General features: G+C 61.3%; 26 protein-coding genes and 1 tRNA gene. 8 read left to right on the forward strand and 19 right to left on the reverse strand.

Translation table 11 applies throughout. The features are described 5' to 3' along the window. Positions 1–45 precede the first annotated feature (45 nt). The 13 genes from nuoF to PQR53_RS10690 all read right to left on the reverse strand — a co-directional run bounded on the left by nuoF (position 46) and on the right by PQR53_RS10690 (position 12,063). Positions 46–1,374, reverse strand: a complete 1,329-nt coding sequence (gene nuoF / locus PQR53_RS10630; protein ID WP_179741648.1) for an NADH-quinone oxidoreductase subunit NuoF — start codon at positions 1,372–1,374, stop codon at positions 46–48. After that, positions 1,371–1,856: an NADH-quinone oxidoreductase subunit NuoE gene (gene nuoE, locus PQR53_RS10635; protein WP_054034960.1), complete on the reverse strand. Its 486-nt coding sequence runs from the start codon at positions 1,854–1,856 to the stop codon at positions 1,371–1,373. Before nuoE ends, nuoF begins: the two co-directional genes overlap by 4 nt. Before the next feature lie 131 nt (positions 1,857–1,987). Then, positions 1,988–3,241, reverse strand: coding sequence for an NADH-quinone oxidoreductase subunit D (locus PQR53_RS10640; RefSeq protein WP_169489257.1), 1,254 nt, complete (start codon positions 3,239–3,241; stop codon positions 1,988–1,990). A 9-nt stretch (positions 3,242–3,250) separates the two neighbouring features. Then, the gene (locus PQR53_RS10645) at positions 3,251–3,853 is read right to left on the reverse strand and encodes an NADH-quinone oxidoreductase subunit C (protein ID WP_179741646.1); all 603 of its coding nucleotides are present in this window, start codon (positions 3,851–3,853) and stop codon (positions 3,251–3,253) included. Between the two features lie 21 nt (positions 3,854–3,874). Next, positions 3,875–4,354: a NuoB/complex I 20 kDa subunit family protein gene (locus tag PQR53_RS10650; protein WP_006052903.1), complete on the reverse strand. Its 480-nt coding sequence runs from the start codon at positions 4,352–4,354 to the stop codon at positions 3,875–3,877. 63 nt (positions 4,355–4,417) lie between these two features. Then, on the reverse strand, positions 4,418–4,777 hold the full coding sequence (locus PQR53_RS10655) for an NADH-quinone oxidoreductase subunit A (protein ID WP_007175615.1): 360 nt from the start codon (positions 4,775–4,777) through the stop codon (positions 4,418–4,420). Positions 4,778–4,938: 161 nt separating this feature from the next. Then, positions 4,939–5,023: transfer RNA gene (locus PQR53_RS10660), tRNA-Leu, on the reverse strand. Between the two features lie 112 nt (positions 5,024–5,135). Next, positions 5,136–5,513 carry a preprotein translocase subunit SecG gene (gene secG / locus PQR53_RS10665; RefSeq protein ID WP_091795823.1) on the reverse strand — a complete coding sequence of 126 codons (378 nt, stop codon included), beginning with the start codon at positions 5,511–5,513 and terminating at the stop codon, positions 5,136–5,138. Positions 5,514–5,595: 82 nt separating this feature from the next. Next, complete coding sequence (gene tpiA, locus PQR53_RS10670; protein WP_408452905.1) at positions 5,596–6,375, reverse strand: triose-phosphate isomerase; 780 nt, start codon at positions 6,373–6,375, stop codon at positions 5,596–5,598. A gap of 160 nt (positions 6,376–6,535) precedes the next feature. Beyond that, a complete protein-coding gene (locus tag PQR53_RS10675; RefSeq protein ID WP_408452907.1) occupies positions 6,536–7,552 on the reverse strand; it encodes an NAD(P)H-quinone oxidoreductase in 1,017 nt (338 codons plus the stop codon). A 223-nt stretch (positions 7,553–7,775) separates the two neighbouring features. Further along, positions 7,776–9,932 (reverse strand): polyribonucleotide nucleotidyltransferase, encoded by a 2,157-nt coding sequence (pnp, locus tag PQR53_RS10680; protein WP_408452910.1) that lies wholly within the window; start codon positions 9,930–9,932, stop codon positions 7,776–7,778. Between the two features lie 338 nt (positions 9,933–10,270). Beyond that, the gene (rpsO, locus tag PQR53_RS10685; protein ID WP_011487489.1) at positions 10,271–10,543 is read right to left on the reverse strand and encodes a 30S ribosomal protein S15; all 273 of its coding nucleotides are present in this window, start codon (positions 10,541–10,543) and stop codon (positions 10,271–10,273) included. A 188-nt stretch (positions 10,544–10,731) separates the two neighbouring features. Then, positions 10,732–12,063 (reverse strand): branched-chain amino acid ABC transporter substrate-binding protein, encoded by a 1,332-nt coding sequence (locus PQR53_RS10690; RefSeq protein WP_408453574.1) that lies wholly within the window; start codon positions 12,061–12,063, stop codon positions 10,732–10,734. Positions 12,064–12,247: 184 nt separating this feature from the next. Between PQR53_RS10690 and PQR53_RS10695 the strand changes: the two genes are divergently transcribed. The 3 genes from PQR53_RS10695 (at position 12,248) to PQR53_RS10705 (ending at position 15,351) form a co-directional block, all read left to right on the forward strand. After that, positions 12,248–12,811 (forward strand): hypothetical protein, encoded by a 564-nt coding sequence (locus PQR53_RS10695; RefSeq protein ID WP_408452912.1) that lies wholly within the window; start codon positions 12,248–12,250, stop codon positions 12,809–12,811. Positions 12,812–13,039: 228 nt separating this feature from the next. Continuing rightward, entirely contained in the window at positions 13,040–13,675 is a 636-nt protein-coding gene (locus PQR53_RS10700) for a carbonic anhydrase (RefSeq protein WP_408452915.1), read from the forward strand. A 95-nt stretch (positions 13,676–13,770) separates the two neighbouring features. Next, on the forward strand, positions 13,771–15,351 hold the full coding sequence (locus PQR53_RS10705; protein WP_408452918.1) for a SulP family inorganic anion transporter: 1,581 nt from the start codon (positions 13,771–13,773) through the stop codon (positions 15,349–15,351). Between the two features lie 154 nt (positions 15,352–15,505). Here PQR53_RS10705 and PQR53_RS10710 read toward each other — a convergent pair whose 3' ends face one another. The 6 genes from PQR53_RS10710 to PQR53_RS10735 all read right to left on the reverse strand — a co-directional run bounded on the left by PQR53_RS10710 (position 15,506) and on the right by PQR53_RS10735 (position 22,645). Next, positions 15,506–17,053 carry a 2-isopropylmalate synthase gene (locus PQR53_RS10710; RefSeq protein ID WP_408452921.1) on the reverse strand — a complete coding sequence of 516 codons (1,548 nt, stop codon included), beginning with the start codon at positions 17,051–17,053 and terminating at the stop codon, positions 15,506–15,508. A 377-nt stretch (positions 17,054–17,430) separates the two neighbouring features. Continuing rightward, positions 17,431–18,300: a CDP-diacylglycerol--serine O-phosphatidyltransferase gene (gene pssA / locus PQR53_RS10715; protein ID WP_200564448.1), complete on the reverse strand. Its 870-nt coding sequence runs from the start codon at positions 18,298–18,300 to the stop codon at positions 17,431–17,433. A gap of 24 nt (positions 18,301–18,324) precedes the next feature. Beyond that, the gene (locus tag PQR53_RS10720) at positions 18,325–18,963 is read right to left on the reverse strand and encodes a phosphatidylserine decarboxylase (protein ID WP_408419635.1); all 639 of its coding nucleotides are present in this window, start codon (positions 18,961–18,963) and stop codon (positions 18,325–18,327) included. 141 nt (positions 18,964–19,104) lie between these two features. Then, the gene (gene ilvC, locus PQR53_RS10725) at positions 19,105–20,121 is read right to left on the reverse strand and encodes a ketol-acid reductoisomerase (protein WP_179743534.1); all 1,017 of its coding nucleotides are present in this window, start codon (positions 20,119–20,121) and stop codon (positions 19,105–19,107) included. Positions 20,122–20,277: 156 nt separating this feature from the next. After that, complete coding sequence (gene ilvN, locus PQR53_RS10730) at positions 20,278–20,769, reverse strand: acetolactate synthase small subunit (protein ID WP_035551805.1); 492 nt, start codon at positions 20,767–20,769, stop codon at positions 20,278–20,280. A gap of 112 nt (positions 20,770–20,881) precedes the next feature. Continuing rightward, a complete protein-coding gene (locus PQR53_RS10735; protein ID WP_408452926.1) occupies positions 20,882–22,645 on the reverse strand; it encodes an acetolactate synthase 3 catalytic subunit in 1,764 nt (587 codons plus the stop codon). A gap of 362 nt (positions 22,646–23,007) precedes the next feature. On the opposite strand from PQR53_RS10735, the gene PQR53_RS10740 reads away from it, so the two are divergent. The 5 genes from PQR53_RS10740 to PQR53_RS10760 all read left to right on the forward strand — a co-directional run bounded on the left by PQR53_RS10740 (position 23,008) and on the right by PQR53_RS10760 (position 26,379). After that, positions 23,008–23,571, forward strand: coding sequence for an RNA polymerase sigma factor (locus PQR53_RS10740; RefSeq protein ID WP_179743599.1), 564 nt, complete (start codon positions 23,008–23,010; stop codon positions 23,569–23,571). Continuing rightward, positions 23,568–23,996, forward strand: a complete 429-nt coding sequence (locus PQR53_RS10745) for a DUF3619 family protein (protein ID WP_408452928.1) — start codon at positions 23,568–23,570, stop codon at positions 23,994–23,996. The genes PQR53_RS10740 and PQR53_RS10745 overlap by 4 nt, the downstream gene beginning before the upstream one ends. Positions 23,997–24,012: 16 nt before the next feature. Beyond that, a complete protein-coding gene (locus PQR53_RS10750; protein WP_408452931.1) occupies positions 24,013–24,771 on the forward strand; it encodes a DUF3106 domain-containing protein in 759 nt (252 codons plus the stop codon). A gap of 13 nt (positions 24,772–24,784) precedes the next feature. Next, complete coding sequence (locus tag PQR53_RS10755; protein WP_408452934.1) at positions 24,785–25,306, forward strand: RDD family protein; 522 nt, start codon at positions 24,785–24,787, stop codon at positions 25,304–25,306. Positions 25,307–25,437: 131 nt separating this feature from the next. Next, positions 25,438–26,379, forward strand: a complete 942-nt coding sequence (locus PQR53_RS10760) for a UDP-2,3-diacylglucosamine diphosphatase (RefSeq protein WP_408452937.1) — start codon at positions 25,438–25,440, stop codon at positions 26,377–26,379. Positions 26,380–26,390 lie beyond the last annotated feature (11 nt).

Raw genomic sequence — 26,390 nt, forward strand, 5'->3', positions numbered from 1 at the left:
GGATGATGTGTTCTGGTGCGCTATTTAGCGTACTTATCTGGGCACTCAAGCAGCCACTGTTTCCGACGCCGCAGCCGCACCGGCGTGACCGCCGACGAGGCAATGCTTGTGAGCGACGTGGTATTCGAATTCGTCCCAGTAGTGCTTGAGCATGCCGCGAACCGGCATGGCCGCCGCATCGCCGAGCGCGCAAATCGTGCGGCCCATGATGTTCTCGGCAACCGAGTTCAGCAGATCCAGATCTTCCGGACGGCCGAGGCCGTGTTCAATACGATGCACGACGCGATACAGCCAGCCGGTGCCTTCGCGGCATGGCGTGCACTGACCGCACGACTCTTCGTAATAGAAATACGACAGACGCAGCAGCGAACGCACCATGCAACGGGTTTCGTCCATCACGATGACCGCGCCCGAACCGAGCATCGAGCCAGCCTTGGCGATCGAGTCGTAGTCCATGTCGGTATGCATCATCATTTCGCCCGGGATCACCGGTGCCGACGAGCCGCCAGGAATCACAGCCTTGATCTTCTTGCCGCCGCGCATGCCGCCGGCCAGTTCCATCAGCGTCGCGAACGGGGTGCCGAGCGGAATTTCATAGTTGCCCGGACGCTCGACGTCGCCTGCGACCGAGAATATCTTCGTGCCGCCGTTGTTCGGCTTGCCGATTTCGAGGTAATTCTGCGGACCGATCGCGAGCAGGAACGGCACCGCGGCGAACGTCTCGGTGTTGTTGATCGTGGTCGGCTTGCCATAGACGCCGAAGCTCGCCGGGAACGGCGGCTTGAAGCGCGGCTGGCCTTTCTTGCCTTCGAGCGACTCGAGCAGCGCGGTTTCTTCGCCGCAAATGTAGGCGCCGTAGCCATGATGCGCATGCAGTTCGAACGAGAAGCCCGAACCCATGATGTTGTCGCCGAGGAATCCGGCGCGGCGGGCTTCGTCTAACGCTTGTTCAAAGCGCTTGTAGACTTCCCAGATTTCGCCGTGGATATAGTTGTAGCCGACCGTGATGCCCATCGCGTACGCGCCAATGGCCATGCCTTCAATCAGCGAATGCGGATTGAAGCGCAGGATGTCGCGATCCTTGAACGTGCCCGGTTCTCCTTCGTCCGAATTGCAAACGAGGTACTTCTGCCCCGGGAACTGACGCGGCATGAAGCTCCACTTCAGGCCAGTCGGGAAACCCGCACCGCCACGGCCGCGCAGACCCGACGCCTTGACGTCGGCGATCACCTGTTCGGGCGGAATCTTTTCTTCCAGAATGCGGCGCAGCTGGGCGTAACCGCCGCGCGCCACATAGTCTTCGAGATGCCAGTTGTCGCCGTTCAGGCCAGCGAGAATCAGCGGTTTGATGTGACGATCGTGTAAAGACGTCATTTCGAAAGTTCCTCGAGCAGCTGGTCGATCTTCGCGCGGCTCATGAAGCTGCACATGCGATGGTTGTTCACCAGCATCACCGGCGCATCGCCGCACGAGCCCATGCACTCACCTTCTTTCAAGGTGAACTTGCCGTCAGCCGTGGTTTCGCCGAAGTCGATGCCGAGCTTCTGCTTCAGATATTCAGCGGCGCTGTCGGAGCCGCCGTCCGGGCCGAGTTGGCACGGCAGGTTCGTGCAGAGCGTGATCTTGTACTTGCCGACCGGCGAGGTCTCGTACATCGTGTAGAAGGTAGCCACCTCCTGCACGGCGACTGCCGGCATGCCGAGATAGTCCGCGACGAACTGCATGAGTTCGGGCGACAGCCAGCCATGCTCTTCCTGAGCAGTAGCCAGCGCCGACATCACGGCGGACTGTTTCTGATCGGCGGGATACTTCGCGATCGCACGATCGATTTCTTTCAGGCCTTCAGCTGAGATCATTTTCAGACACGACTCTTTCAATTCCTACCGAACGAAAACCCGTCGCGCGCTGCATGTTGCGACAGACCCGGCGTTCCTTTGCTTGACGCGCGCTTCGGTGCAATCTGAAGACACGCGGCGATGAATACGTCCTAGCGATCCACTTCGCCGAACACGATGTCCTGCGTACCGATGATCGTCACAGCGTCGGCGATCATGTGACCGCGCGCCATTTCGTCAAGCGTGGACAGGTGCGCGTAGCCCGGTGCGCGAATCTTCAGGCGATACGGCTTGTTCGCGCCGTCGGAGATCAGGTAGATACCGAACTCGCCCTTCGGATGCTCGACGGCCGCGTACGCTTCGCCTTCCGGTACGTGGAAGCCTTCGGTGAAGAGCTTGAAGTGGTGAATCAACTCTTCCATGTTCGACTTCATGCCAACGCGTGACGGCGGCGCAACCTTGTGATTGTCGACCATCACTGGACCAGGATTCTTACGCAACCACTCAATGCACTGTTTCACAATCCGCGTGGACTGGCGCATTTCTTCGACGCGAACTAGATACCGGTCATAACAATCGCCATTAACGCCGACCGGAATGTCGAAATCCATCTTGTCGTAGACTTCGTACGGCTGCTTCTTGCGCAGATCCCACTCGATACCCGAGCCGCGCAACATCGCGCCGGTCATACCGAGGTTCAGCGCCCGTTCGGGGCTGACCACGCCGATACCGACCAGACGTTGCTTCCAGATCCGGTTGTCGGTGAGCAGCGTTTCGTATTCGTCGACGCACTTGGGGAAACGCGTAAAGAAATCGTCGATGAAGTCGAGCAGCGAACCCTGACGGTTCTCGTTCATCCTCGACAACGCCTTCGCATTGCGAATCTTGGATGCCTTGTATTGCGGCATTGCGTCAGGCAGATCGCGGTACACGCCGCCCGGACGATAGTAAGCCGCGTGCATCCGTGCGCCGGACACCGCTTCGTACACGTCCATCAGGTCTTCGCGCTCGCGGAACGCATACAGAAACACCGCCATCGCGCCGACGTCGAGCGCATGTGCACCGATCCACATCAGGTGGTTCAGCACCCGCGTGACTTCGTCGAACATCACGCGGATGTACTGCGCGCGAATCGGCACTTCGATGCCGAGCAGCTTTTCAATCGCCATCACGTAGCCGTGCTCGTTGACCATCATCGACACGTAGTCGAGGCGGTCCATGTACGGCACGGACTGGATAAACGTTTTGGTTTCCGCGAGTTTTTCAGTCGCGCGATGCAGCAGACCGATGTGCGGATCGGCGCGCTGAATAACTTCGCCGTCGAGTTCGAGCACGAGGCGCAGCACACCGTGCGCTGCCGGATGCTGAGGGCCGAAGTTGAGCGTGTAGTTCTTGATCTCTGCCATGGCGTTCTCTTAGTGTTTCAGACCGCCATAGCGATCCTCGCGGATCACGCGCGGCGTGATTTCCCGCGGCTCGATCGTCACAGGCTGATAGACGACGCGCTTCTCTTCCGGGTCGTAACGCATTTCGACATAACCGGAGACAGGGAAATCTTTACGGAACGGGTGACCAATGAAACCGTAATCGGTCAGGATGCGGCGCAAGTCCGGGTGGCCTTCGAAGACGATGCCGTACAGGTCGAATGCTTCGCGCTCGTACCAGTTGGCCGAACTCCAGATATCGACGACCGAGGCTACGATCGGCACTTCGTCGTCCGGCGCGAACACCCGCAGACGCAGGCGCCAGTTGTTCTGCACCGACAACAAATGCAGGACGGCCGCGAAACGTGGGCCGTCGTATGCGCCATCGGCGTAGGTCTGATAGTCAACACCGCACAGATCGACCAGCTGCTCGAAGCCGAGCGAGCGGTCGTCGCGCAGACGCGTTGCCACATTGATGTAGTCGCTCGCCTTCACGACGATCGTCAGCTCACCGATTGCCTCGGTGGTGCTCAGCAGGAGGCCGCCAAAGGCCGCCTCGAGGTTCGCTTTCAGGGTCTCGAGTTTGCTTGCCATATTGTGGGAGAGGCGTTGGCCTTATTGACGGGCGATTGTATTGGTGCGGCGAATCTTGGCCTGCAACTGGATCACGCCGTACACCAGCGCTTCCGCGGTGGGCGGGCAACCCGGCACATAGACGTCGACCGGCACGATCCGATCGCAGCCGCGCACTACCGAATAGGAATAGTGGTAGTAGCCGCCGCCGTTCGCGCACGAGCCCATCGAAATCACCCAGCGCGGCTCGGCCATCTGGTCGTAGACCTTGCGCAGAGCCGGCGCCATCTTGTTGCACAGCGTGCCGGCGACGATCATCACGTCCGACTGACGCGGACTCGGACGAAACACCACGCCGAAGCGGTCAAGGTCATAACGGGCAGCGCCCGCATGCATCATCTCGACCGCGCAACACGCGAGCCCGAACGTCATCGGCCACAACGACCCGGTGCGCGTCCAGTTGATCAGTTTGTCTGCCGTCGTGGTGACAAACCCTTCTTTCAAGACCCCTTCGATACTCATTTGCTTTCCACTCCAGACGGGGCGGCAAGCCTTGGCCACCCACGCAAACCGGCGATTAATCCATCATTCCCAGTCGAGGCCGCCCTTCTTCCAGATATAGGCGAAGCCCAACAGGAACTCGAGCAGGAAAATCATCATCGCCATGAAGCCAGGCCAGCCGATGTCGCGCAGGGCCACACCCCACGGAAACAGGAACGCGGTTTCAAGGTCGAAAATGATGAAGAGAATGGCGACGAGGTAGTAGCGCACATCGAACTTCATGCGCGCATCTTCGAATGCTTCGAAGCCGCACTCGTATGGTGCGTTTTTCTCGGTATCGGGCTTGTTGGGACCGAGGATCTTGCCGATGCTGACCAGTGCTACGCCTAAACCGGTGCCCACAATGAGGAACAACAAGACGGGGAAATAGGCTGCGAGGTTCAAGACTATCCTCTTTCGGTTGGTTCTGAATGCCGCCAAGAGCATAGCACTCCTGACGCGAAATCACTTCGGCAACGCACATGCCGCAAGCCCAACGCAAGCCGCGCGTCAGAAGTGAAAATGCCAGCCGAAGCGAAGCAAGCGGCTGGCATTTAGATAACATTTGGTGCCGACGGCGAGACTCGAACTCGCACAGCTTTCGCCACTACCCCCTCAAGATAGCGTGTCTACCAATTTCACCACGTCGGCACTAACTGCAATCCGGGAAAACAACTTATAAAACCCGCGAATCGCTTCAAGACTTAGATTGTAACTTGTCTAAACAGTTTGTTCAACGCACAAAAGCACTTTGAACGAAAATTTATTTCGGCACGTCTGTAGCGGGGACGGATGCGGCCGATGCCGGCAATACTGCCGAGCCACCGGCAGGCGCGGACGCAGCAGAAGCCGCGACAGGCGCAGTCACAGCCGCACCCAGCAAGCCTGCGGACGGTTTCGCACGATACGCACCGAGGTACGTGAGCGTCAACGTAGTGACGAAAAACACGGCTGCGAGGACGGCTGTGGTACGCGACAAAAAGTTTGCCGAACCGGTCGCGCCAAACAGGCTACCCGACGCGCCGCTACCGAAAGCAGCGCCCATATCGGCGCCTTTGCCGTGTTGCAACAAAACGAGGCCGATCACCCCGAGTGCCGACAACAGCTGAACGACGATAATCAATGTTTTCAAATACAGCATCACACTCACCTGAGTCTTTATTTAACCGCGCCACACAAAGTGTGCCGCGCGGGATTGGGTCATCCTCGCCGAGGCGCCCTGCTTAACTGGCGACGCCGGTCGCGCCGGCCGCCTTGCAGATCGCCAGGAAATCCTGGTCTTTCAACGACGCGCCGCCGATCAGGCCGCCGTCGATATCCGGCTCGCGGAACAATTCTTCCGCGTTCTCCGGCTTTACACTGCCGCCGTACAACAACGGCACATCCGCCACCGCCGCGCCCTTTGCCGCCAGACGCGAGCGCAGGAACGCATGCACGGCTTGCGCCTGATCCGACGTGGCGCTCTTGCCGGTACCGATCGCCCAGACCGGCTCGTATGCAACAACGATGCGTGCCGCTTCTTCCACCGACAGCTTCGCCAGCACCTCATCCAGTTGCATGCCGACCACCTGCTCCGTCGAGCCGGCCTCGCGCTCCTCGAGCGTTTCGCCGACACACACAATCGGGGTCAAGCCCGCTTCCAGCGCGCGCTGCGTCTTCACCGCCACCAACTCCGCGCTTTCACGATGGTAGGCACGACGTTCCGAGTGCCCAACGATCGCAAGCGTGGCGCCGAAATCGACCACCATCTGCGCTGCCACTTCGCCGGTATAGGCTCCCTGCGTAAACGCCGAGACGTCCTGCACACCCCACACGACCCGGCTGCCTGCCAGCAACGATTGAGTCTGCGCGAGATAAGGGCACGGCACACAGACACCCACGCGCACATCAGCCGGCAATTCACTCGCGCCTTGCGCCACCGCCTGCAGCAACGCTGCGTTTTCGGCGAGGCGCCCGTGCATCTTCCAGTTACCGACTACCAGCTTGGCTCGTTGTTTCGACATCGTCTCGTCGTCTCGTCTTCTTGAATTGGCGGCGGACTTGGTTTGCGCTTACAGCCCGCCTTTCGGATTCATGCGGCGTGCGCAAAACGCGCAATTTTACTGCGTGGGGTGGATCGGGTCAAACTGCCCATGTCAACCCGACCCTCTCAAACCGTCCGTGTCAAGCATCCTGACCCCAAGTCAGCACGATCTTGCCGACGTGCGTGCTGCTTTCCATCAACGCATGCGCTTCGGCTGCTTGCGCGGCCGGAAACACACGATGCACCACCGGCTTGATGCGGCCGCCTTCTAGATGCGGCCACACGCGCTCTTTCAATTGCGCGGCGATCTTCGCCTTGAACTCGATCGGCCGGGGACGCAACGTGGAACCCGTTACCGTCAAGCGGCGGCGCAGCACTTCGTTCAGATTCAGCTCTGCCTTCGCGCCGCCCAGCAACGCGATCAGCACGATGCGGCCGCCGTCGGCCAGCGCGGTCAACTCACGCGGCACATAGCTACCAGCCACCATGTCGAGGATGACGTCGACGCCACGGTCGTTCGTCAGCGACTTGATGACTTCGACGAAATCCTCAGTCTTGTAGTTGACCGCACGTTCGGCGCCGAGCGCTTCACACGCGCGGCACTTTTCGTCCGATCCAGCCGTGGCAAACACACGAAAGCCCAGTGCATGCGCGATCTGGATCGCCGTCACGCCGATACCGCTCGAGCCACCCTGCACCAGCAGCGTCTCGTTCGGTGCGCCTTCGCCCTTGCCGAGTTGCGCACGGTCGAACACATTGCTCCATACCGTGAAGAATGTTTCCGGCAGCGAAGCCGCCTCGACATCCGACAAGCCGGCGGGCACCGGCAGGCACTGCAACAGCGGCGCGGTCGCGTATTCCGCGTAACCACCGCCCGCAAGCAACGCACACACGCGGTCACCCACCTTCAAACCGAACGGATTGTTCTTCGCGTCGATGCTGCCGCCGACAATCTCCCCGGCCACTTCCAGCCCCGGCAGATCCGAGGCGCCCGGCGGCGGCGCATAGCCGCCTTTGCGCTGAAACACGTCCGGCCGGTTGATGCCCGAAGCCGCCACCTTGATCAGCACCTCACCCGCTTTCGGCTGCGGCGTGGGCCGCTCCGCCAGCTTCAGGACTTCCGGTGCTCCGAATTCGGTGATTTCGATCGCTTTCATCTGCGTCAACTCCAAGATTGGATTGCGTTGCATACCGGCGCCCCGAAGGAAGTCCCTCAAGGGATTGGCGGACACGAATCGCCCCGCTCCAACGAAACGCTCCATGCAAACAGAGTACCCGCTTATGTCCGTTTGCAGCGACCTGCAACGCAATCCACCCTGCACGCTTCATGAAAAACGGCCGGAGCGCATTCACGCTGCCGGCCGTCGTCCCGCTACCGCATTACTGCGGCGTCGGCTCGCCTTGCGGCGCGCCGCTTGCGCCATTCGCGCCTTCGTTCAGCAACGCCTTGGCCGACAAACGCACGCGGCCCTTTTCGTCCGTCTGGATGACCTTGACCTTAACTTGCTGGCCGTCCTTCAGGTAGTCGTTGATGTCCTTGATACGCTCGTTGGCGATTTCGGAGATGTGCAGCAGACCATCTTTACCCGGCAGAATGTTCACGATCGCGCCGAAATCGAGCAGCTTGAGCACGGTACCTTCGTACACCTGGCCCACTTCGACTTCCAGCGTGATGTTCTCGATACGCTTCTTCGCTTCGGCCATCCCTTCGCTGCTGGTGCTGGCGATGGTGACGACGCCGTCGTCCGAAATATCGATCGTCGTGCCGGTTTCTTCGGTCAATGCGCGGATCACCGAACCACCCTTGCCGATCACGTCGCGGATCTTTTCCGGATTGATCTTGATGGTGATCATGCGCGGTGCGTAGTCCGACAGCACCGTGTTCGCGCCCGACACCGCCGAGGTCATCTTGCCGAGGATGTGCATACGGCCTTCCTTCGCTTGCGCGAGGGCGACCTGCATGATTTCCTTGGTAATGCCCTGGATTTTGATGTCCATCTGCAGCGCGGTCACGCCTTGCTCCGTACCCGCCACCTTGAAGTCCATGTCGCCGAGGTGATCTTCGTCGCCGAGGATGTCGGTCAGCACGGCAAACTTGTTGTCTTCCAGAATCAGGCCCATCGCGATGCCGGCGACGTGCGCCTTCATCGGCACGCCAGCGTCCATCAGTGCGAGGCAGCCGCCGCACACCGAAGCCATCGACGAGGAACCGTTCGATTCGGTGATTTCCGACACGACGCGAATCGAATAGCCGAATTCGTCGGCGCTCGGCAGGCACGCAGCCAGCGCGCGCTTGGCCAGACGGCCGTGACCGATTTCACGGCGCTTCGGCGAACCGACGCGGCCCGTTTCGCCGGTCGCGAACGGAGGCATGTTGTAGTGGAGCATGAAGCGTTCGCGGTACTCGCCTTCGAGCGCGTCGATGTTCTGCTCGTCGCCCTTCGTACCGAGCGTTGCGACAACCAGCGCCTGCGTTTCGCCACGCGTGAACAGGGCCGAACCGTGCGTACGCGGCAGCACGCCGGTACGGATTTCGATCGGGCGCACCGTGCGCGTGTCGCGGCCGTCGATACGCGGCTCGCCGTTCAGGATCTGCGTACGGACGATCTTCGCTTCGATGTCGAACAGCACGTTGCCGACGGTTGCCTTATCTGCTGCGACCGTGCCGGCCGCCGCCGCATCTTCTTCCAGTTTCTTCGACGTGGCTGCGTAGATTTCCTTCAGCTTGGCCGAACGGGCTTGCTTGTCGCGGATCTGATAAGCGGCGAGCAGCTCGGCTTGCGCCAGTTCCGCCACGCGCGCGATCAGCGGCTCGTTCTTCGCTGCCGGCTGCCAATCCCATTCCGGCTTGCCGCCTTCGCTGACCAGATCGTGAATCGCGTTGATGGCGATCTGCATTTGTTCGTGGCCGAACACGACAGCGCCGAGCATCACTTCTTCGGTCAGCTGTTGCGCTTCCGACTCCACCATCAGCACCGCGCGTTCCGTACCGGCGACGATCAGGTCGAGCGCCGATTCCTTCATTTGCGGGCGCGTCGGGTTCAACACGTATTCGTTGTTGATGTAAGCCACGCGTGCTGCGCCGACCGGGCCGTTGAACGGCAGACCGGACACGGCCAGCGCCGCCGACGCGCCGATCAGCGCGGGGATGTCAGCGGGGATTTCCGGGTTCAGCGACAGGACGTGGATCACGACCTGGACTTCGTTATAGAAGCCTTCCGGGAACAGCGGGCGCAGCGGACGGTCGATCAGGCGCGAGATCAGCGTTTCGCCTTCCGACGGACGGCCTTCACGGCGGAAGAAGCCACCCGGGATCTTGCCGGCGGCGTAGGTCTTTTCGAGGTAATCGACGGTCAGCGGGAAGAAGTCCTGGCCCGGCTTGGCGGTCTTTGCGCCGACCACGGTAGCCAGCACAACGGTGTCTTCGACGTCGACGATCACCGCACCGCTTGCCTGACGAGCGACTTCGCCCGTTTCGAGGCGGACCTTATGCTGTCCCCACTGAAATTCTTTGACGATCTTATTGAACATAGTCATTGCTTTTCCTCTTCGTAATGCCGCGCGGACCAGAAGCGGCGCGGCAACGCCAGGACCGGCGCCGCATGGGGAGAGTAGTGTTATGCCATTCCAGAGAACCACGCCCTACGTCGAGTACGCGCGCGAACCGCTGGAATGACACAAAGCTCTGCCCTGAAGCCCGGCCGTATTTCTGTTTTTTACTGCTTTTTTTACTGCTGTTTTCCTGCTAGCCGCCGCATGAACCGTCACGCTACCGCGGCCTTCAGGCAGTGCGCGTCACATGAAGCGCACCGTGCAAAAACAAAATGCCTGTATCAGTGGAACTGACACAGGCATCTTGCTGAACGACTGGCCGATTACTTACGCAGACCCAGCTTCTCGATCAGTGCGCGGTAACGATCCGCGTCCTTACCCTTCAGGTAGTCGAGCAGCTTACGACGGCGGCTCACCATGCGCAGCAGACCGCGGCGGCTGTGATGGTCCTTCGTGTGGGCCTTGAAGTGAACGGTCAGTTCGTTGATGCGGGTCGTGAGCAGCGCGACCTGAACTTCGGGGGAGCCGGTGTCGTTAGCTGCGCGTGCGAATTGCGCAACGACTTCGGACTTCTTGCTTGTTTCAACTGCGGACATGTCGATTTCCTTAAGAACTAGACAGGCGGTCACGGAAGAAAGGCCGTGCCGTGGGTTACCCGTGTATGCATAGTTTTAGCCATGCCTCACAACGGGACGCGTATTGTAGCACAGCCCAATCCGGCCGCGAACCCTGCTGCGCCGGGCGACTCGCGTGTGCCCAAGGGTCCGCTTTCGGGCCGTTTCATTCAAGGCCGTTTCATCCTGCACACGGTCGAGGGCACAGTCCGCTCGGGCGGCAACGCCAGCACCGTGCGGAAACCATAGCCTGAACCTTCGTTGTCGAACTTGACGCCCGGCGTGCCGGCCTTGTCCATCTCCATCACGTAAAGGGGCTGGATCAGTTGATGGTCATCGGCCCGCATCCACGACGCGTGAAAGCCGTTGTCGAACTTGATGCCCTCCAAGGCCCGGGCGACGGCTATCGGGTCGGCGCTCCCGACGCGATTCATCGCCGCGGCCAGGGTTTCGATCATCAACGGCATGCGCAGGACCGGATAATCGTCCTGGGCGGCCGGGAAACGGGCGCGAAACGCGGCGTACCACGCGTCGGAGGCTGCCCCGCCGGCGTTCGGGTGCCAGTCGGCTACCGCGATCACGTGTTTGACACCGGCGTCACCCAGCGCCGCAGGCGCGCCAAGACTGTTGCCATAGAAAGTGTAAAACCGGGTATCGAGGCCCTGTTCACGCGCCGCCTTGACCAGAAGCGTCAAATCGTTGCCCCAGTTGCCGGTGATGACCGCGTCCGCGCCGCTCGCGCGGATCTTGGCGATGTACGGCGCAAAGTCCTTCACGCGGCCAATCGGATGAAATTCGTCGCCGACAACCGCAATATCCGGACGCTTGGTCGCCAACGTCGAACGCGCGAGACTGCTGACATCATGGCCGAAGCTGTAGTCCTGGTTCAGCAGGTAAACCTTCTTGACCGCTTTGTCGCGCTGGATCACATCGACCAGCGCATCCATGCGCATGCCGGCGTGCGCGTCGAAGCGAAAGTGCCAGAAACTGCAATTGGCATTGGTGAGGGCGGGATCGTCGGCGGAATAATTGAGGAACAGTTCGCGGTTGCCCGGCTCGCGGCTGTTCTGCTTGTCGATTGCGCCGATCAGCGCGGCCGCCACTGCCGAGCTGTTACCTTGCATGACGTAGCCGATATGGCGGTCGGCGGCGGCGCGCAGTTGCACCAGCGCCTCTTCGGTACTGCCCTTGCTGTCGAGCACGACCAGTTCGAGCGGATGCGCGCCGTCGGCGAGCTTCACGCCACCTTGCGCATTCACCTGTTCGACGCCGAAGCGCAGATTGCGCTCCACTGCCGCACCCGCGTTCGCGAAGGGACCGGACATGCCTTCGATCAGCGCCAGCTGGATCGGCGTACCTGTGGGCTTGCTTACTGGCTTGCTGATCGAGCTTGCCGAACCCGACGCCGCCTCGCCTGCCGCATGAGCCACCGCGGCCATCGAAATCGCTGCCAGCGCCATGAATGCCGCCGCTGCCGCCCGTTGCCACTTCGCCATTGTCATTGCCCCGCTGGATTCGTCGAAGCGCGGATCATAGGGCGTTCCGGACGGAATAAGCAAGCCGGCGAATCCGTTACCGTTCTTTCATCAAGGGCTTATACGAAGCGCAAATCTTTTGCTGCCGCCCGTGTCAAAATAATGCGTCTCGATGATAAAAACCGCTACTCAAATGCCATCGGAGGAAGTTATGTCCAACCGCCAACCATCCACGGCGGCCTCGATCGAAGCGCCGCCCGCGGCACGCCTGCGCCGCGCCGCGCTCGTCTGCGTGAGCGCGCTCGCGCTCACGCTTACGCTCGCCGGCTGCGTGCAGCCCTGGCAGCAATACAGCCAGGGCGCGGACGAATCGACCATCGTCGCCCGTCTCGGCGCGCCGCGTGAAAGCTACGATTTGCCCAACGGCGGCAAACGGCTGATGTGGCCGACCCAGCCGATGGGCGAAACCACCACCGCCGCCGACATCGACGCATCCGGCAAGATTGTCACCGTGCGCCAGGTGCTTCAACCCAACGAGTTCTACCGTGCCGAAATCGGCAAATGGACGAAGAGCGACGTGCTGGTGAACTTCGGCCGCCCGGTCGAAACGTCGTACTTCCCGCTGATGAAGCGCGAGGTCTGGACCTATCGCTATCTCGAAGACAACGTCTGGTACATGATGTACAGCTTCTATTTCGACGACCAGGGCATTGTGCGGCTCACGCAGAAAACGCCTGATCCGCTGCACGATCCGGATCGGCGCAGCCTGTTCTGAGCACCTGATCGAGCCCATTGCGCATGGGTAGACAAAGCCGCCGCTTCAGGCGGCTTTTTTTTATTTATTGCGCATGCGGACGAATTTTATTTCGTGCACGGTGGATTTATTTTTTGATAGAAAGGTATTCGTAAGAATTGATTCGGCGTCTCCCATGCTCACCGCGCCGTCCGCGCACAGCCGGGATTCAGCTACGGATCTATGCACTCACTCACGGAGCCGCTATCGATGAACCGTCCGAAACGCTTGCTGGTCGCCAACGTCGCATGGGCGCACGAAACCGCCGCGCGCAATCCCGAATTTTTTCGTGATCTGGTGCGAGGCCAGAACCCACATGTGCTGTGGATCGGCTGCTCGGACAGCCGCGTGCCCGCGGAAACTATCACCCATTGCGAGCCTGGCGATCTATTCGTTCATCGCAACATCGCCAACCTCTTTCATGCCGACGACGACAACTCCGCGAGCGTCCTCGAATACGCGGTGCGGGTGCTGAAGGTAGGCCACGTCATCGTCTGCGGTCACTACGGGTGCGGCGGCGTGCGCGCTGCGCTGCTGCCACCGGAACCGACGCTACCTCATGTGAATCGCCGGATCGCGCCTCTATGCGCATTGGCAAAAGCGCATGGCAATGAGCTCGAGAGCTGCGCGAGCGAACGTGAACGTATCGACCGTCTCGCTGAATTGAACGTGCTCGAACAGGTGCGCCAGCTACGAGCGAGTCTGATCGTGCGGAATGCCGATCCGGCGCCGCTGATTCACGGCTGGATCTTCGCGCTCGAGGATGGGCGCATCAAGGTACTCACGTCCGGCTACGGAGCCGACGATGCGATGACCTGCACGACGGCTGCCCACAGCGCCGCCTAGCGCGCGGCTTGTACCAGAAAGCGGCCTCGGCGTGACCCCCACCGCCAACGCCAACGCCAAGGCCAACGCCAATCCAAAACTCCCGCACCGATTCCATGAACCTTCGAGCCTTTTTCTCCACGTTTCAACGCGATCTGCTTGCAGGCACGGTCGTTTTTCTGGTGGCGCTGCCGTTGTGCCTGGGCATCGCCAACGCTTCGGGCGTCGAGCCGTTTGCCGGGCTCGTGTCGGGCATCGTCGGCGGCCTCGTGGTGGCCGTGCTGAGCGGTTCGCGATTGAGTGTCAGCGGACCAGCGGCAGGCCTCGTTGTGATTGTCGTCGACGGCATCGCGCAACTCGGCGGCTTCTCCGCGTTCCTGCTGGCCGTGTTGCTGTGCGGTGCGATCCAGTTCGGCTTCGGCATGCTAAAGGCCGGCAGATTTGCCGCCTATGTGCCGTCGCCGGTGATCAAAGGCATGCTGGCAGCGATCGGCGTGCTGTTGATCGTCAAGCAATTTCCGCTTGCGCTCGGACTATCCGGGCCGAATGCGGTGACCGGGTCGCAAGCTGCGTCCCAGGTGGCCGGGAGCGTAACCACGCCGTTCGGCTCGATATCGCTCGCGGCCTGCGTGATCACCTTGCTCTCGCTAGCGATTCTGGTGGGCTGGGAAACACGCGCGCTGCGTCGCTTTGTGCTGGTGCGCCTCGTTCCCGCACCACTCGCCGTGGTTCTCCTTGGGATTGGTGCGACACTGCTGCTGAGCCTGCTCGCTCCGTCGTTCGCGCCGCCTGCCGAGCATCGCGTCGCGCTGCCGTCGCTCGAATCGTTCGCCTCGTTGCAAGTCGCCCTCGAATGGGCCGAATTCGGGCCGCACTTCGCGCAGCTGGTCAATCCCGATGTCTGGCGCGTGGCGATCACGCTGGCGATCGTCGCGAGTCTTGAAACGCTGTTGAGTCTCGAAGCGGTCGAGCAGATCGATCCCGCGCGACGCACCGCACCGCCGGATCGCGAATTGAAGGCACAGGGCGTGGGCAATCTGATTGCCGGCGCGATCGGCGGCCTGCCGATCACCTCGGTGATTGTGCGCAGTTCCGCCAATGTCCACGCGGGCGCGCAGAGCAGACTGTCGGCGATCATTCATGGCGTGTTGTTGCTAGTGAGCGTGTTCGCGCTCACCAGTGTCATCAACCTGATCCCGCTTGCCTGCCTCGCGGCGATTCTTATCTTCACCGGCGTGAAGCTCGCCAAGCCGTCGTTATTCGTCGCTGTCGCGAGGCAAGGCTTCGCACCGTTGGCGCCGTTTATCGTCACGCTGGTCGGCGTGCTCGCCACCGATCTGCTGATCGGCATCGTGCTCGGCATTCTGTGCAGCGTGCTGCTCGCGCTGTATGCGAACCTGCGCAGCCCGATCGTGCTCGCGCAACATGGCGATCACTATCTGCTGTCGTTTCGCAAGGACGTGTCGTTTCTCGGCAAAGTGCCGCTCAAGCACTATCTGCAGCAGATTCCCGACGGCGCGACCCTGATCGTCGACGCCACACGCGCCGATTTCGTCGATCATGATGTGCGCGAACTGCTGGAGACGTTTGTCGCCGATGCGCCGCGCCGCGAGATCGCAGTCGAAGTCAGGCATCAGGTGCAAGCGCAGGCGCGCGCGGCGCGCGGGTGGTCGATGCGGCGCACGGCGACGGAGTAACTGCATCACATCAGAAAGGCCAGGCCCGTGCGCTTCAAGACACGAAGCACGCGAAAAGAAGGCGCCTGAAACCAAAAAAGCCCCGCGCTCTTCAGCACGGGGCTTCCTATCGAGCCGGTTCAGCAGGCACGCAGCCAGCGCACCCGCCCTCCCATTACTCCGAGCGTTGCGGATTCAACTTATCGACGTTCGAATACAGCTTGTTGAGCGCCGAGATATACGCCTTCGCGGAAGCCGCGACGATGTCCGGGTCGGTGCCCACGCCGTTGACGATACGGCCGCTCTTCGAGAGGCGCACGGTCACTTCGCCCTGCGCCTGCGTGCCGGTGGTAATGGCGTTCACCGAATACAGCAGCAGTTCCGAGCCGCTACCCACTTCCGTTTCGATCGCATTGAGCGTGGCATCTACCGGGCCGTTGCCGCGAGCTTCTCCGGTCACTTCCTTGCCTTCAACCGAGAACACGATTTTCGCGTGCGGCTGCTCACCGGTTTCCGAATGCTGCGACAGCGACAGGAATTTGTAGTGCTCCTTTTCCTGCGCTGCAGCCGACTCTTCCGTGACGATCGCGATGATGTCCTCGTCGAAGATTTCCGACTTGCGGTCGGCCAGTTCCTTGAAGCGCGCGAACGCGGTATTCAGTTCGCCTTCGCTGTCGAGCGCGATACCCAATTCCTGCAGACGCTGCTTGAATGCATTGCGGCCCGACAACTTGCCGAGCACGATCTTGTTCGCGCTCCAGCCCACATCTTCGGCGCGCATGATTTCATACGTGTCGCGCGCTTTCAACACGCCGTCCTGGTGAATGCCGGATGCGTGCGCAAACGCGTTCGCGCCGACCACCGCCTTGTTCGGCTGCACGACGAAACCGGTGATCTGCGACACCAGTTTCGACGCCGGCACGATCTGCGTGGTATCGAGACCGACATCGAGGCCGAAGTAATCCTTGCGGGTCTTCACCGCCATCACGATTTCTTCAAGCGACGTATTACCCGCGCGCTCGCCGAGACCGTTGATTGTGCACTCGACCTGACGCGCGCCACCGATCTGCACACCGGCCAGCGAGTTCGCCACCGCCATGCCAAGGTCGTTATGGCAGTGCACCGAGAACACGGCCTTGTGCGAGTTCGGAATACGCTCGCGCAGCGTCTTCACGAGCTGGCCGTACAGTTCCGGCACGCCATAACCGACCGTATCCGCGATATTGATGGTGGTTGCGCCCTCGGCGATGACCGCTTCCAGCACGCGGCACAGGAAATCCATGTCCGAACGGCTGCCGTCTTCCGGCGAGAACTCGACGTCGTCCGTAAACTTGCGGGCGAAACGCACTGCCAGCTTTGCCTGCTCGAACACCTGATCCGGCGTCATGCGCAGCTTCTTTTCCATATGCAGCGGCGACGTTGCAATGAACGTGTGGATGCGGAAATGATCGGCCGGCTTGAGCGCGTCAGCCGCGCGTTGAATGTCTTTGTCGTTGGCACGGGCCAGCGAGCAGACCGTGCTGTCCTTGATCAGGCCCGCGATCGTCTGGATCGAATCGAAGTCCCCGTTCGAGCTAGCCGCGAAGCCTGCTTCGATCACGTCCACCTTCATTCGCTCGAGTTGCTTCGCGATGCGGATTTTTTCTTCCTTCGTCATCGACGCGCCGGGCGATTGCTCGCCGTCACGCAACGTGGTGTCGAATATGATCAGTTTGTCGGCCATGTCGGGTCTCCCAAGGAGGCGTTCAATTGTGGGGATTGGATAGTGGAATTTGAGCGTTCGCGCCACCGCTGGCGACGCTCTAAATCACAGACGAGGCAGACGGAGGGCGGAAACAGTCGGCGATCGGCGCGGTGGTGCATCAGCACGAGCGCGCCTGGCGACGCACCGGCTTGTCAAAGTTCGTGCCGTCGTTCTCGTGCCGCAGTTCAAATGAGAACGTGAACGCATTCATCGAACGACTATAGCGGCATTCCCGCCGTCGTGCAATTGGCGTCAGACCTGTCTGGCACGCCCCGCCACAGGGCTTCGGCAAACGAAAACGGCAGCCCGAAGGCTGCCGTTTTCTCGTGTCACTTTCATGCAAAAGCGATGCGCGGTTACCTATCCCGTGCCACCGAGCGAGCCGGATTCGCCCTGCCCCGCAGCGCCTGGTAGCCCCAGAACACGTAGCCCGACAGACCGTACAGCACGAACAGGCCGAACAGCATCAGCGGCGGGTCGGACGACACCAGCACGAACGCCACCACCACCAGCAGGATCACTCCGAACGGCACGCGATGCCGCACGTCGAGCGCCTTGCCGCTATAGAACGGTGCGTTCGACACCATCGTCACGCCGGCGTAGATGGTCAGCACGAAGGCGACCCACGGCAGCCACACGAGCTTGAGCGGCACGCGGTTGTCGGTGGCGAGCCACACGAAGCCGGCGATCAACGCCGCGGCAGCGGGGCTCGGCATGCCCTGGAAGAAACGCTTGTCGACCACGCCGATGTTCGTGTTGAAACGCGCGAGCCGCAACGCCGCCCCCGAACAGTAGACAAACGCCGCGAGCCAGCCCCAGCGGCCGAGGTCCTTCAGGATCCACTCGTACATGACGAGCGCCGGCGCCACGCCGAACGACACCATGTCCGAAAGGCTGTCGAACTGTTCGCCGAAGGCGCTCTGCGTGTGCGTCATACGCGCCACGCGGCCGTCCATGCCGTCGAGCACCATCGCCACGAAGATCGCGATCGCGGCGATTTCGAAGCGCACGTTCATGGCCTGCACGACGGCAAAGAAGCCGCAGAACAGCGCGGCGGTGGTGAATGCGTTTGGCAGCAGGTAAATGCCGCGCTTCCTCAGGAACTGCTGACGCTGTGCGCGTCGGCTTTCGACTGCTCCCGTCTCCGCCACGATCGGCTTGTTACGGCGGAACGGGCGTGGCAGCTGTCCGCTGTTGCGGGGTCGACGCGGTTTGAATGCGGCCATTCGGAAAACCTCCTTGGTGCCGCTTTATAGTTCAGCGAGGATCGTGGACGACGCGGAAACCTTCTCGCCGATCGACACACGCGGACGGCTGCCAACCGGCAGATACACGTCGACACGCGAGCCAAAACGGATAAATCCATAACGCTGGCCACGCGTGAGCGGCTCGCCTGAGCGTACGTAGCAAAGAATGCGCCGCGCGATCAATCCGGCGATCTGCACCGACGTCACCGTCTGGCCGCCGGCCATTTCGATCACCACCGCATTGCGCTCATTTTCGGTCGAAGCCTTATCCACGGCGGCATTCAGATACGCACCCGGGAAATATTCGACCTTGGAGATCGCGCCATCCACCGGCGAGCGTTGCGAGTGGACATTGAAAACGTTCATGAACACGCTGATCTTCAGCGCTTCACGGTTGGCATAAGGATCGTGCGCGGTTTCGACCGCGACAATACGGCCGTCGGCCGGGCACAGCACGGCGTTCGCCTGAGTGGGAATCGGGCGTGCCGGATCGCGGAAGAACTGCACGACGAAGATCAGCAGCAGCCAGAACAGCCATGAAATGCCGAATCCCGCGAAGAAGTGAATCAGTAAAGCAACGACGGCCGCGATGGCGATGAACGGCCAGCCTTCTCGCGCGATGATCGGATGAGGGTAATTCATGGATGGCTTCTGTATTTTTGTAAAACCGTAGGATAGCAAAAGCCGCCCAGGGTTCAGCACCCTTGGACGGCTTTTTGATAAGTCCGGCTAATACGACACGGCGGCGACACCGCGCCGCACCGGACAAATGTAACGACTCGCTTAGTTCTTCGACTGATCGACCAGCTTGTTCGCGGCGATCCACGGCATCATCGAACGCAGCTTCGCACCCACGGTTTCGATCTGGTGCTCAGCCGTCAGACGGCGGCGCGATTGCAGCGTCGGTGCGCCAGCCTTGTTTTCGATGATGAAGCTCTTCGCGTACTCGCCGGTCTGAATGTCCGTGAGAACCTGCTTCATCGCCTTCTTCGTTTCAGCCGTCACGATACGCGGACCCGTCACGTACTCGCCGTATTCGGCGTTGTTCGAGATCGAGTAGTTCATGTTCGCGATGCCGCCTTCGTAGATCAGGTCGACGATCAGCTTCAATTCGTGCAGGCACTCGAAGTACGCCATTTCCGGCGCATAGCCCGCTTCCACCAGCGTTTCGAAGCCGGCCTTGATCAGGTCGACTGTACCGCCGCACAGCACGGCTTGTTCGCCGAACAGGTCGGTTTCCGTTTCTTCGCGGAAGTTCGTTTCGATGATGCCGGCACGGCCGCCGCCGTTCGCTGCCGCGTACGACAAAGCGATGTCACGGGCCGAGCCCGACTTGTCTTGCGCAACGGCGATCAGGTGGGGCACGCCGCCACCTTGCGAGTACGTACCGCGCACCGTGTGGCCCGGCGCCTTCGGCGCGATCATGATCACGTCGAGGTCGGCGCGCGGGATCACTTGACCGTAATGCACGTTGAAGCCGTGCGCGAAGGCCAGCGCCGCGCCTTGCTTGGCGTTGCCATGCACTTCCTTGGCATAGACTTCGGCGATCTGCTCGTCCGGCAGCAGCATCATGACCACATCTGCGCCCTTGACGGCTTCCGCGACTTCCTTGACTTGCAGGCCGGCGTTCTCAGCCTTGCTCCACGATGCGCCGCCCTTGCGCAGACCGACCGTGATGTTCACGCCGCTTTCCTTCAGGTTCAGCGCGTGAGCATGGCCTTGCGAGCCATAGCCGATGATGGTGACTTGCTTGCCCTTGATGAGGGAGAGGTCGGCGTCCTTGTCGTAGAAAACTTTCATGTCGGTTCCTTGGCTAAATTCGGTGAAATCGGTGAAATACAAATACTGCGAATGTTGTGTTGCTGACCGGACTGGCGCAGGTGCAAGCGCACGCACTGCCCGGCTTCGATCGAGACGGCGGGTAACCACATAACCCACCGCAACCCGGCTCGCGCGTCAAACCTTCAGAATGCGCTCGCCGCGGCCGATACCGGAACCGCCCGTACGGACGGTTTCGAGAATCGCAGTCGAGTCGATCCCTTCGATGAAGGCATCGAGCTTCTCGCTCGCGCCCGTCAGTTCGATCGTGTAGGTCTTTTCGGTGACGTCGATGATGCGGCCGCGGAAAATATCCGACATCCGCTTCATCTCCTCACGTTCCTTGCCGACTGCCCTCACCTTGATCAACATCAGCTCGCGCTCGATGTGGGCGCCCTCGGTAAGGTCGACCACTTTCACCACCTCGATCAGGCGGTTCAGATGCTTCGTGATCTGTTCGATCACGTCGTCCGAGCCAATGGAGACGATGGTCATGCGCGACAGCGAACGGTCTTCGGTCGGAGCCACCGTCAAGGTTTCAATGTTGTAGCCGCGTGCCGAGAACAGACCAACCACGCGTGATAACGCGCCCGGTTCGTTTTCCAGCAGGACAGAAATAATGTGTCTCATGTTTCGCTTCTTCCAGATGTTTTGTCGATGTATGCGAGCAGGTTCGCGCCGCTTCATCCGCCCTCGCCCTTTTTGAAGGCGTGCATGACGAAGCCGGCGTCAGAAACCGTCGTTATAGATCTTCCGAACCCATGAGCATCTCAGTGATGCCCTTGCCGGCCTGAACCATCGGCCAGACGTTTTCGGTCGGATCGGTCTGGAAGTCGAGAAACACCGTGCGATCTTTCAGGCGCAGCGCTTCCTTCAGCGCCGGTTCCACATCTGCCGTGCGTTCGATACGCATGCCCACGTGGCCGTACGCTTCGGCGAGCTTCACGAAATCGGGCAACGCATCCATGTACGAATGCGAATAGCGCTTGCTGTATTCGATCTGCTGCCACTGGCGCACCATGCCCAGATAGCGGTTGTTCAGCGAAATGATCTTCACCGGAGTCTCGTACTGCTTGCAGGTGGAGAGCTCCTGGATGCACATCTGGATCGAGCCTTCGCCCGTGATACAGAGCACGTCGTCGTCCGGGTGCGCCATCTTCACGCCCATCGCCGCCGGCAGGCCGAAGCCCATCGTGCCGAGGCCACCGGAATTGATCCAGCGGCGCGGCTTGTTGAAGCGATAGAACTGCGCAGCCCACATCTGGTGCTGACCGACGTCGGAACACACGAAGGCATTGCCGTCGGTCAGTTCCCACGCCTTTTCCACCACGTACTGCGGCTTGATGATGTCGCTCTTGCGGTCGAACTTCAGGCAGTCTTTGGCGCGCCAGGCTTCGATGTCCTTCCACCAGTCGGCCAGCGCCGCGGTGTCCGGGCCATGCTCGGCCGTTTGCAGCTGCTCGATCAGCTCCTTCAGCACTTCCTTCACGTCGCCGACGATCGGAATGTCGACCTTGACGCGCTTGGAGATGGAAGAAGGATCGATGTCGATATGGATGATCTTGCGCGGACGCGACGCGAAGTGTGCCGGGTCGCCGATCACACGGTCGTCGAAGCGCGCGCCGATCGCGATCAGCACGTCGCAGTGCTGCATCGCCATGTTGGCTTCGTACGTGCCGTGCATGCCGAGCATGCCGAGGAATTTCTTGTCGCTCGCGCGGTAACCGCCCAGCCCCATCAACGTATTGGTGATCGGGTAGCCGAGCAGGTCGGCGAACTGGTTCAACTCACGCGATGCATCCGCGAGGATGATGCCGCCGCCGGTGTAGATATACGGGCGACTGGCTGACAGCAGCAAGGCAACCGCCTTGCGGATCTGGCCGGAGTGACCCTTCGTGACCGGGTTGTACGAGCGCAGCGAGACACTCTTGAGCGGTTCGTACTGGCAAGGTGTTTTCGACACATCTTTCGGAATGTCGATCAGCACCGGGCCGGGACGGCCGGTACGGGCAATGTAGAACGCTTTCTTGACGGTAGCGGCGAGGTCGCGCACGTCCTTCACGAGGAAGTTGTGCTTCACGCAGGGACGCGTGATGCCGACCGTATCGCACTCCTGGAACGCATCCTGGCCGATCGCGGCAGTCGGCACCTGGCCGCTGATCACCACCAACGGAATCGAATCCATGTAGGCGGTGGCGATACCGGTCACCGCATTGGTGACGCCGGGGCCGGAAGTCACGAGGCACACACCCACTTTGCCGGTTGAACGCGCGTAGGCGTCGGCGGCGTGGACTGCGGCTTGTTCGTGGCGCACGAGGATGTGCTGGAATTTGTCCTGCTTGTACAGCTCGTCGTAAATGTAGAGTACCGAGCCGCCGGGATAGCCCCACACAAACTCGACGTCTTCGTCGGCCAAAGCGCGCATGAGCACGGTGGCGCCGATAGATTCAGCTTCGGGATGGGGGGTCGTATCCGACGTGGAGAATTCCGCGCTGGGCATATTCATTTATTCACCTTTCGAATTTTCGGCAAAAAATTGATCGGGTGCTCTCTGCCGGGCTTGTGGCTCGGGTTCAAGCGGCGCGTCCAGTTGACAGGTGAGCTTCTTGGGCCACACCTCAATTGAGACAAGTCACTTATGTTGCGAACCAGCGACGATATCTTCAGAAGGCCGCGCGGTCAAGCAAATATTGCCTGAGCGGCCGGCTTGCAATCTCACAATTCGCCGAAAGTGACCGAAACCTTGTTATTGAGATGCAAGGTGAGGCGCGTTTCGCCCCGGCAGCGCAAAAGTTTGTTAGCATCCGCGAGTTTTACGACATTTTTCGACCGATTACGCGCACGCACGCTGCGCCGACCCCCAAACGGATGGCATCAGACAAGGAACTCGCCGATTTTCTGGCGGGCGTCGAAAGGCGCGCATTCAAGCAGACGGTCTACGCCGTGCGGGACGACGACGCCTCGCTCGATATCGTGCAGGACGCGATGATCAAGCTCGCCGAAAAATACGGCGACCGTCCGCCGGCCGAACTTCCGCTTCTGTTTCAGCGTATTCTCCAGAATGCGATGCACGACTATTTCCGTCGTGCGAAAGTGCGCAATACTTGGGTTAGTCTGTTTTCCTCGCTCGGCAACGCCGACGACGACGAATTCGACCCACTCGAAACATTCGAGGCGCAGCAAGGTTCAGCGGGCTCGGAAAGCAACGAACAGAAACTCGAACGCGAACAGGTCTTACAGTTAATCGACAACGAGATCCAAAAATTACCGGCACGTCAACGGGAGGCGTTTCTCATGCGTTATTGGGAAGATATGGATGTCGCCGAGACTGCCGCCGCAATGGGCTGTTCCGAGGGTAGCGTGAAAACGCACTGCTCGCGGGCCACCCACACGCTGGCGCAAGCGCTCAAGGCTAAAGGAATCACGCTATGAGCTCCCCAGAAACCAAAGAACTCGAGTTCGCCCGCCAGGTGCGCCGCGCGCTCGACGAAACCGCCGCCAGCATTCCGGCCGCCACCGTCGACCGGCTCGCCGCGGCCCGCCGTGCCGCGCTCGCCCGCAAGAAGCCCGAACCCGTGAGCGCGCCGGTGTTCGTGCCCGCATTCGCCGGTGCCGGCATGCCGGCCGGTATGCCACAAGTCGACCTGCCGCAGCGCCGCCGTTCGCCGCTGCGCCGCTTTGCGCTCGCGTGGCCGCTCGTCGCGCTGCTGGTCAGCCTCGTGGGCATCGCTTACTGGGAAGACCAGCAACGCATCGCCGAACTCGCCGATATCGATGCAGCCATGCTAAGCGACGACTTGCCGCTCAATGCCTATCTCGACCACGGTTTCAACGCGTACCTATCACGCGCCCACTGAGCGGGAGATTCTTCGGGTGAGTTACAAGCGCGGCTTGGCCGTTGTTTTCGGATGTGCGATCGCGGCCCTGGTGTCGTTTGCTGCGACGTATCCGCGCTTTTATCCGAGCCCGTCGCCCGCCAGCACGCCTGCCGCAAGCGGCAATGCGACCGCCAAGGCGCCGGCGCCCACGCTCGCCGTCGAACTGCCGAGTCTGCCCACCAGCAATAGCCCGTTGGCATGGGCGCGCCTGAGCGCGGCCGAGCATGTCGCGCTCGCGCCGTTCGCCAGCCAATGGGACTCCTTCAGCGACGAACGCAAGCGAAATTGGATCAAGATCGCGTCGCGTTATCCGAAGTTGTCGCCCGACGCGCAAAAACGCCTGCATGACCGAATGACTGAATGGGTGCGTATGACACCGGATCAGCGGCGGGTTGCGCGCGAAAATTATCAGGTGTCGAAGGAGTTGCCGCGCGAAACCCGCCAGAACGCGTGGAAGGCCTATCAGCAATTGCCCGAGGAACAGAAGGAGCGGCTCGCCGCGAGCGAGCGCAAGCGGCGCCCGAGCGTCGTCAGCGCGCCGCCGTCCGGCAAGTCGGAGATCAAGGGCCTGGACCGCCTGGTCACTGCGCGGGAGCACGGCGCGAGCGGTGCCGCGGCGGTGAGCGCCCCGGCTGCCGTTCCATTGCCGAGCCCGGCCTCCACGCCGGCGATTCCTGCCGCAGGCAGTTTCGTGCCCGCCACGCCGATACCGGTGTCGCCGGCCGAGGCGCCGTCGATCTTCAACGGCTCCTGAGCCGGGCTCGACTGTGTCCCAGCCGCTAGTCACCTCGACCGCGCCCGCCGATTCATCCGGCTCCGCACCCACCGTTCGCCGGCGCCTCGCGGCGCTGCTCTACGAAGCCGTGATCCTGTTCGGCGTCGTGTTCATCGCCGGTTATCTGTTCAGCACGTTGACGCAGCAGCGCAATGGCCTCACTCACCATAACCTGCTCGCGGCGTGGATCGGTCTGGTGGTCGGTCTGTATTTCGTCTGGTTCTGGACTCACAGCGGTCAAACGCTGCCGATGAAAACCTGGCGCCTGCGCGTCGTCGCCGCTGACGGCGCCCCGCTGACGACGGGCCGCGCGATCGTTCGTTACGTGCTCGCCTGGCTGTGGTTTTTGCCGCCGCTCGCGCTGCATCCGTTGCTCGGCCTCGCCGTACCGCAAACGCTGGTGGTCGCCGCGATCTGGTGCGTGCTGTGGGCCGCTACCGGCCGCTTCGATTCGCAGCGTCAATTCCTGCATGACCGGCTTGCGGGTACACGCGTGGTGAGCGTCGTACGCTGACATAGCGGGCACCCGGCAATTCCCAACGCGGCGCCCCTCTCCCGTCACAGTAATAAGAACTTCTCGTGACTGTCACGGCACGGTCACGCGCGGCTGGCGCAATACGGGCACTGCAACTCGACGCGTGAGCCATGGACCCCAAAACGTCCGCGACTTCCCTGTTCCGCCAGACCGGCCCGAGCGTCGACCCTGTCGCGTTCCGCCCGGAACCCAACCCTGGTCACGGATTGCCGTTGTCCGTACCGTCACTGCCGCTCGACGCGCACGCCGGTCATCACGACGACGAGTACGCCGAACCCCACCGCTATCGCACGATCTGGCTCTCCGACATCCATCTCGGCTCGAGCGGCTGTCAGGCGCCCTATCTGCTCGACTTTCTGCGGCACAACGAGTCGGAATATCTGTACCTCGTCGGCGACATCATCGACGGCTGGCAGTTGAAAAAAGGCTGGTACTGGCCGCAAGCGCACAACGACGTCGTGCAGAAGGTGCTGCGCAAAGCGCGCAAAGGCACTCAGGTCATCTACGTTCCGGGCAATCACGACGAAGCCGCGCGCCAGTTCTGCGACCTCGCGTTCGGCGACATCCACGTGCGCGGCGAAGCCTTCCACACGACGCTCGCCGGCAAGCGCCTGTGGATCGTGCATGGCGATCTGTTCGATGGCGTGATCCAGCATGCCAAGTGGCTCGCCTATCTGGGCGACACGCTCTACACGATGATCCTGATCCTGAACCGCTGGTTCAACCGGATCCGCAGCCGCCTCGGCTTCCCGTACTGGTCGCTGTCGCAATACCTGAAGCATCAGGTGAAGAACGCGGTGAATTTCATCTCCTCGTTCGAACGCGTGATGACTGACGAAGCGCGCCGCCGCGGCTGCGACGGCGTGGTCTGCGGACACATTCACAAAGCCGAGATCCGCGACATCGACGGCGTGCTGTATTGCAATGACGGCGATTGGGTCGAAAGTCTGTCGGCACTCGTCGAGACGTACGAAGGCGAACTCAAGGTGATCTACTGGACCGTGATGCGCGCACCGGAAGTCGGCGTGCAAAAGGCCCGGGCGACCGCGTAGTCCCTCTCCAC

It is taken from the genome of Paraburkholderia fungorum (assembly GCF_046027605.1).
Taxonomy (GTDB): domain Bacteria; phylum Pseudomonadota; class Gammaproteobacteria; order Burkholderiales; family Burkholderiaceae; genus Paraburkholderia; species Paraburkholderia fungorum_F.

What these genes read in the sequence shown, in the direction of transcription:
- PQR53_RS10705 (WP_408452918.1), top strand. Translation starts at nt 13,771, where the DNA reads ATGAACCTTCGAGCCTTTTTCTCCACGTTTCAACGCGATCTGCTTGCA.
- ilvN (WP_035551805.1), bottom strand. Translation starts at nt 20,769, where the DNA reads ATGAGACACATTATTTCTGTCCTGCTGGAAAACGAACCGGGCGCGTTA.
- PQR53_RS10695 (WP_408452912.1), top strand. Translation starts at nt 12,248, where the DNA reads ATGTCCAACCGCCAACCATCCACGGCGGCCTCGATCGAAGCGCCGCCC.
- nuoF (WP_179741648.1), bottom strand. Translation starts at nt 1,374, where the DNA reads ATGACGTCTTTACACGATCGTCACATCAAACCGCTGATTCTCGCTGGC.
- tpiA (WP_408452905.1), bottom strand. Translation starts at nt 6,375, where the DNA reads ATGTCGAAACAACGAGCCAAGCTGGTAGTCGGTAACTGGAAGATGCAC.
- PQR53_RS10720 (WP_408419635.1), bottom strand. Translation starts at nt 18,963, where the DNA reads ATGAATTACCCTCATCCGATCATCGCGCGAGAAGGCTGGCCGTTCATC.
- PQR53_RS10740 (WP_179743599.1), top strand. Translation starts at nt 23,008, where the DNA reads ATGGCATCAGACAAGGAACTCGCCGATTTTCTGGCGGGCGTCGAAAGG.
- pnp (WP_408452910.1), bottom strand. Translation starts at nt 9,932, where the DNA reads ATGACTATGTTCAATAAGATCGTCAAAGAATTTCAGTGGGGACAGCAT.
- PQR53_RS10700 (WP_408452915.1), top strand. Translation starts at nt 13,040, where the DNA reads ATGAACCGTCCGAAACGCTTGCTGGTCGCCAACGTCGCATGGGCGCAC.
- PQR53_RS10735 (WP_408452926.1), bottom strand. Translation starts at nt 22,645, where the DNA reads ATGAATATGCCCAGCGCGGAATTCTCCACGTCGGATACGACCCCCCAT.
- PQR53_RS10640 (WP_169489257.1), bottom strand. Translation starts at nt 3,241, where the DNA reads ATGGCAGAGATCAAGAACTACACGCTCAACTTCGGCCCTCAGCATCCG.
- nuoE (WP_054034960.1), bottom strand. Translation starts at nt 1,856, where the DNA reads ATGATCTCAGCTGAAGGCCTGAAAGAAATCGATCGTGCGATCGCGAAG.
- PQR53_RS10745 (WP_408452928.1), top strand. Translation starts at nt 23,568, where the DNA reads ATGAGCTCCCCAGAAACCAAAGAACTCGAGTTCGCCCGCCAGGTGCGC.
- PQR53_RS10645 (WP_179741646.1), bottom strand. Translation starts at nt 3,853, where the DNA reads ATGGCAAGCAAACTCGAGACCCTGAAAGCGAACCTCGAGGCGGCCTTT.
- PQR53_RS10690 (WP_408453574.1), bottom strand. Translation starts at nt 12,063, where the DNA reads ATGACAATGGCGAAGTGGCAACGGGCGGCAGCGGCGGCATTCATGGCG.
- ilvC (WP_179743534.1), bottom strand. Translation starts at nt 20,121, where the DNA reads ATGAAAGTTTTCTACGACAAGGACGCCGACCTCTCCCTCATCAAGGGC.
- PQR53_RS10675 (WP_408452907.1), bottom strand. Translation starts at nt 7,552, where the DNA reads ATGAAAGCGATCGAAATCACCGAATTCGGAGCACCGGAAGTCCTGAAG.
- pssA (WP_200564448.1), bottom strand. Translation starts at nt 18,300, where the DNA reads ATGGCCGCATTCAAACCGCGTCGACCCCGCAACAGCGGACAGCTGCCA.
- rpsO (WP_011487489.1), bottom strand. Translation starts at nt 10,543, where the DNA reads ATGTCCGCAGTTGAAACAAGCAAGAAGTCCGAAGTCGTTGCGCAATTC.
- PQR53_RS10650 (WP_006052903.1), bottom strand. Translation starts at nt 4,354, where the DNA reads ATGAGTATCGAAGGGGTCTTGAAAGAAGGGTTTGTCACCACGACGGCA.
- secG (WP_091795823.1), bottom strand. Translation starts at nt 5,513, where the DNA reads ATGCTGTATTTGAAAACATTGATTATCGTCGTTCAGCTGTTGTCGGCA.
- PQR53_RS10760 (WP_408452937.1), top strand. Translation starts at nt 25,438, where the DNA reads ATGGACCCCAAAACGTCCGCGACTTCCCTGTTCCGCCAGACCGGCCCG.
- PQR53_RS10710 (WP_408452921.1), bottom strand. Translation starts at nt 17,053, where the DNA reads ATGGCCGACAAACTGATCATATTCGACACCACGTTGCGTGACGGCGAG.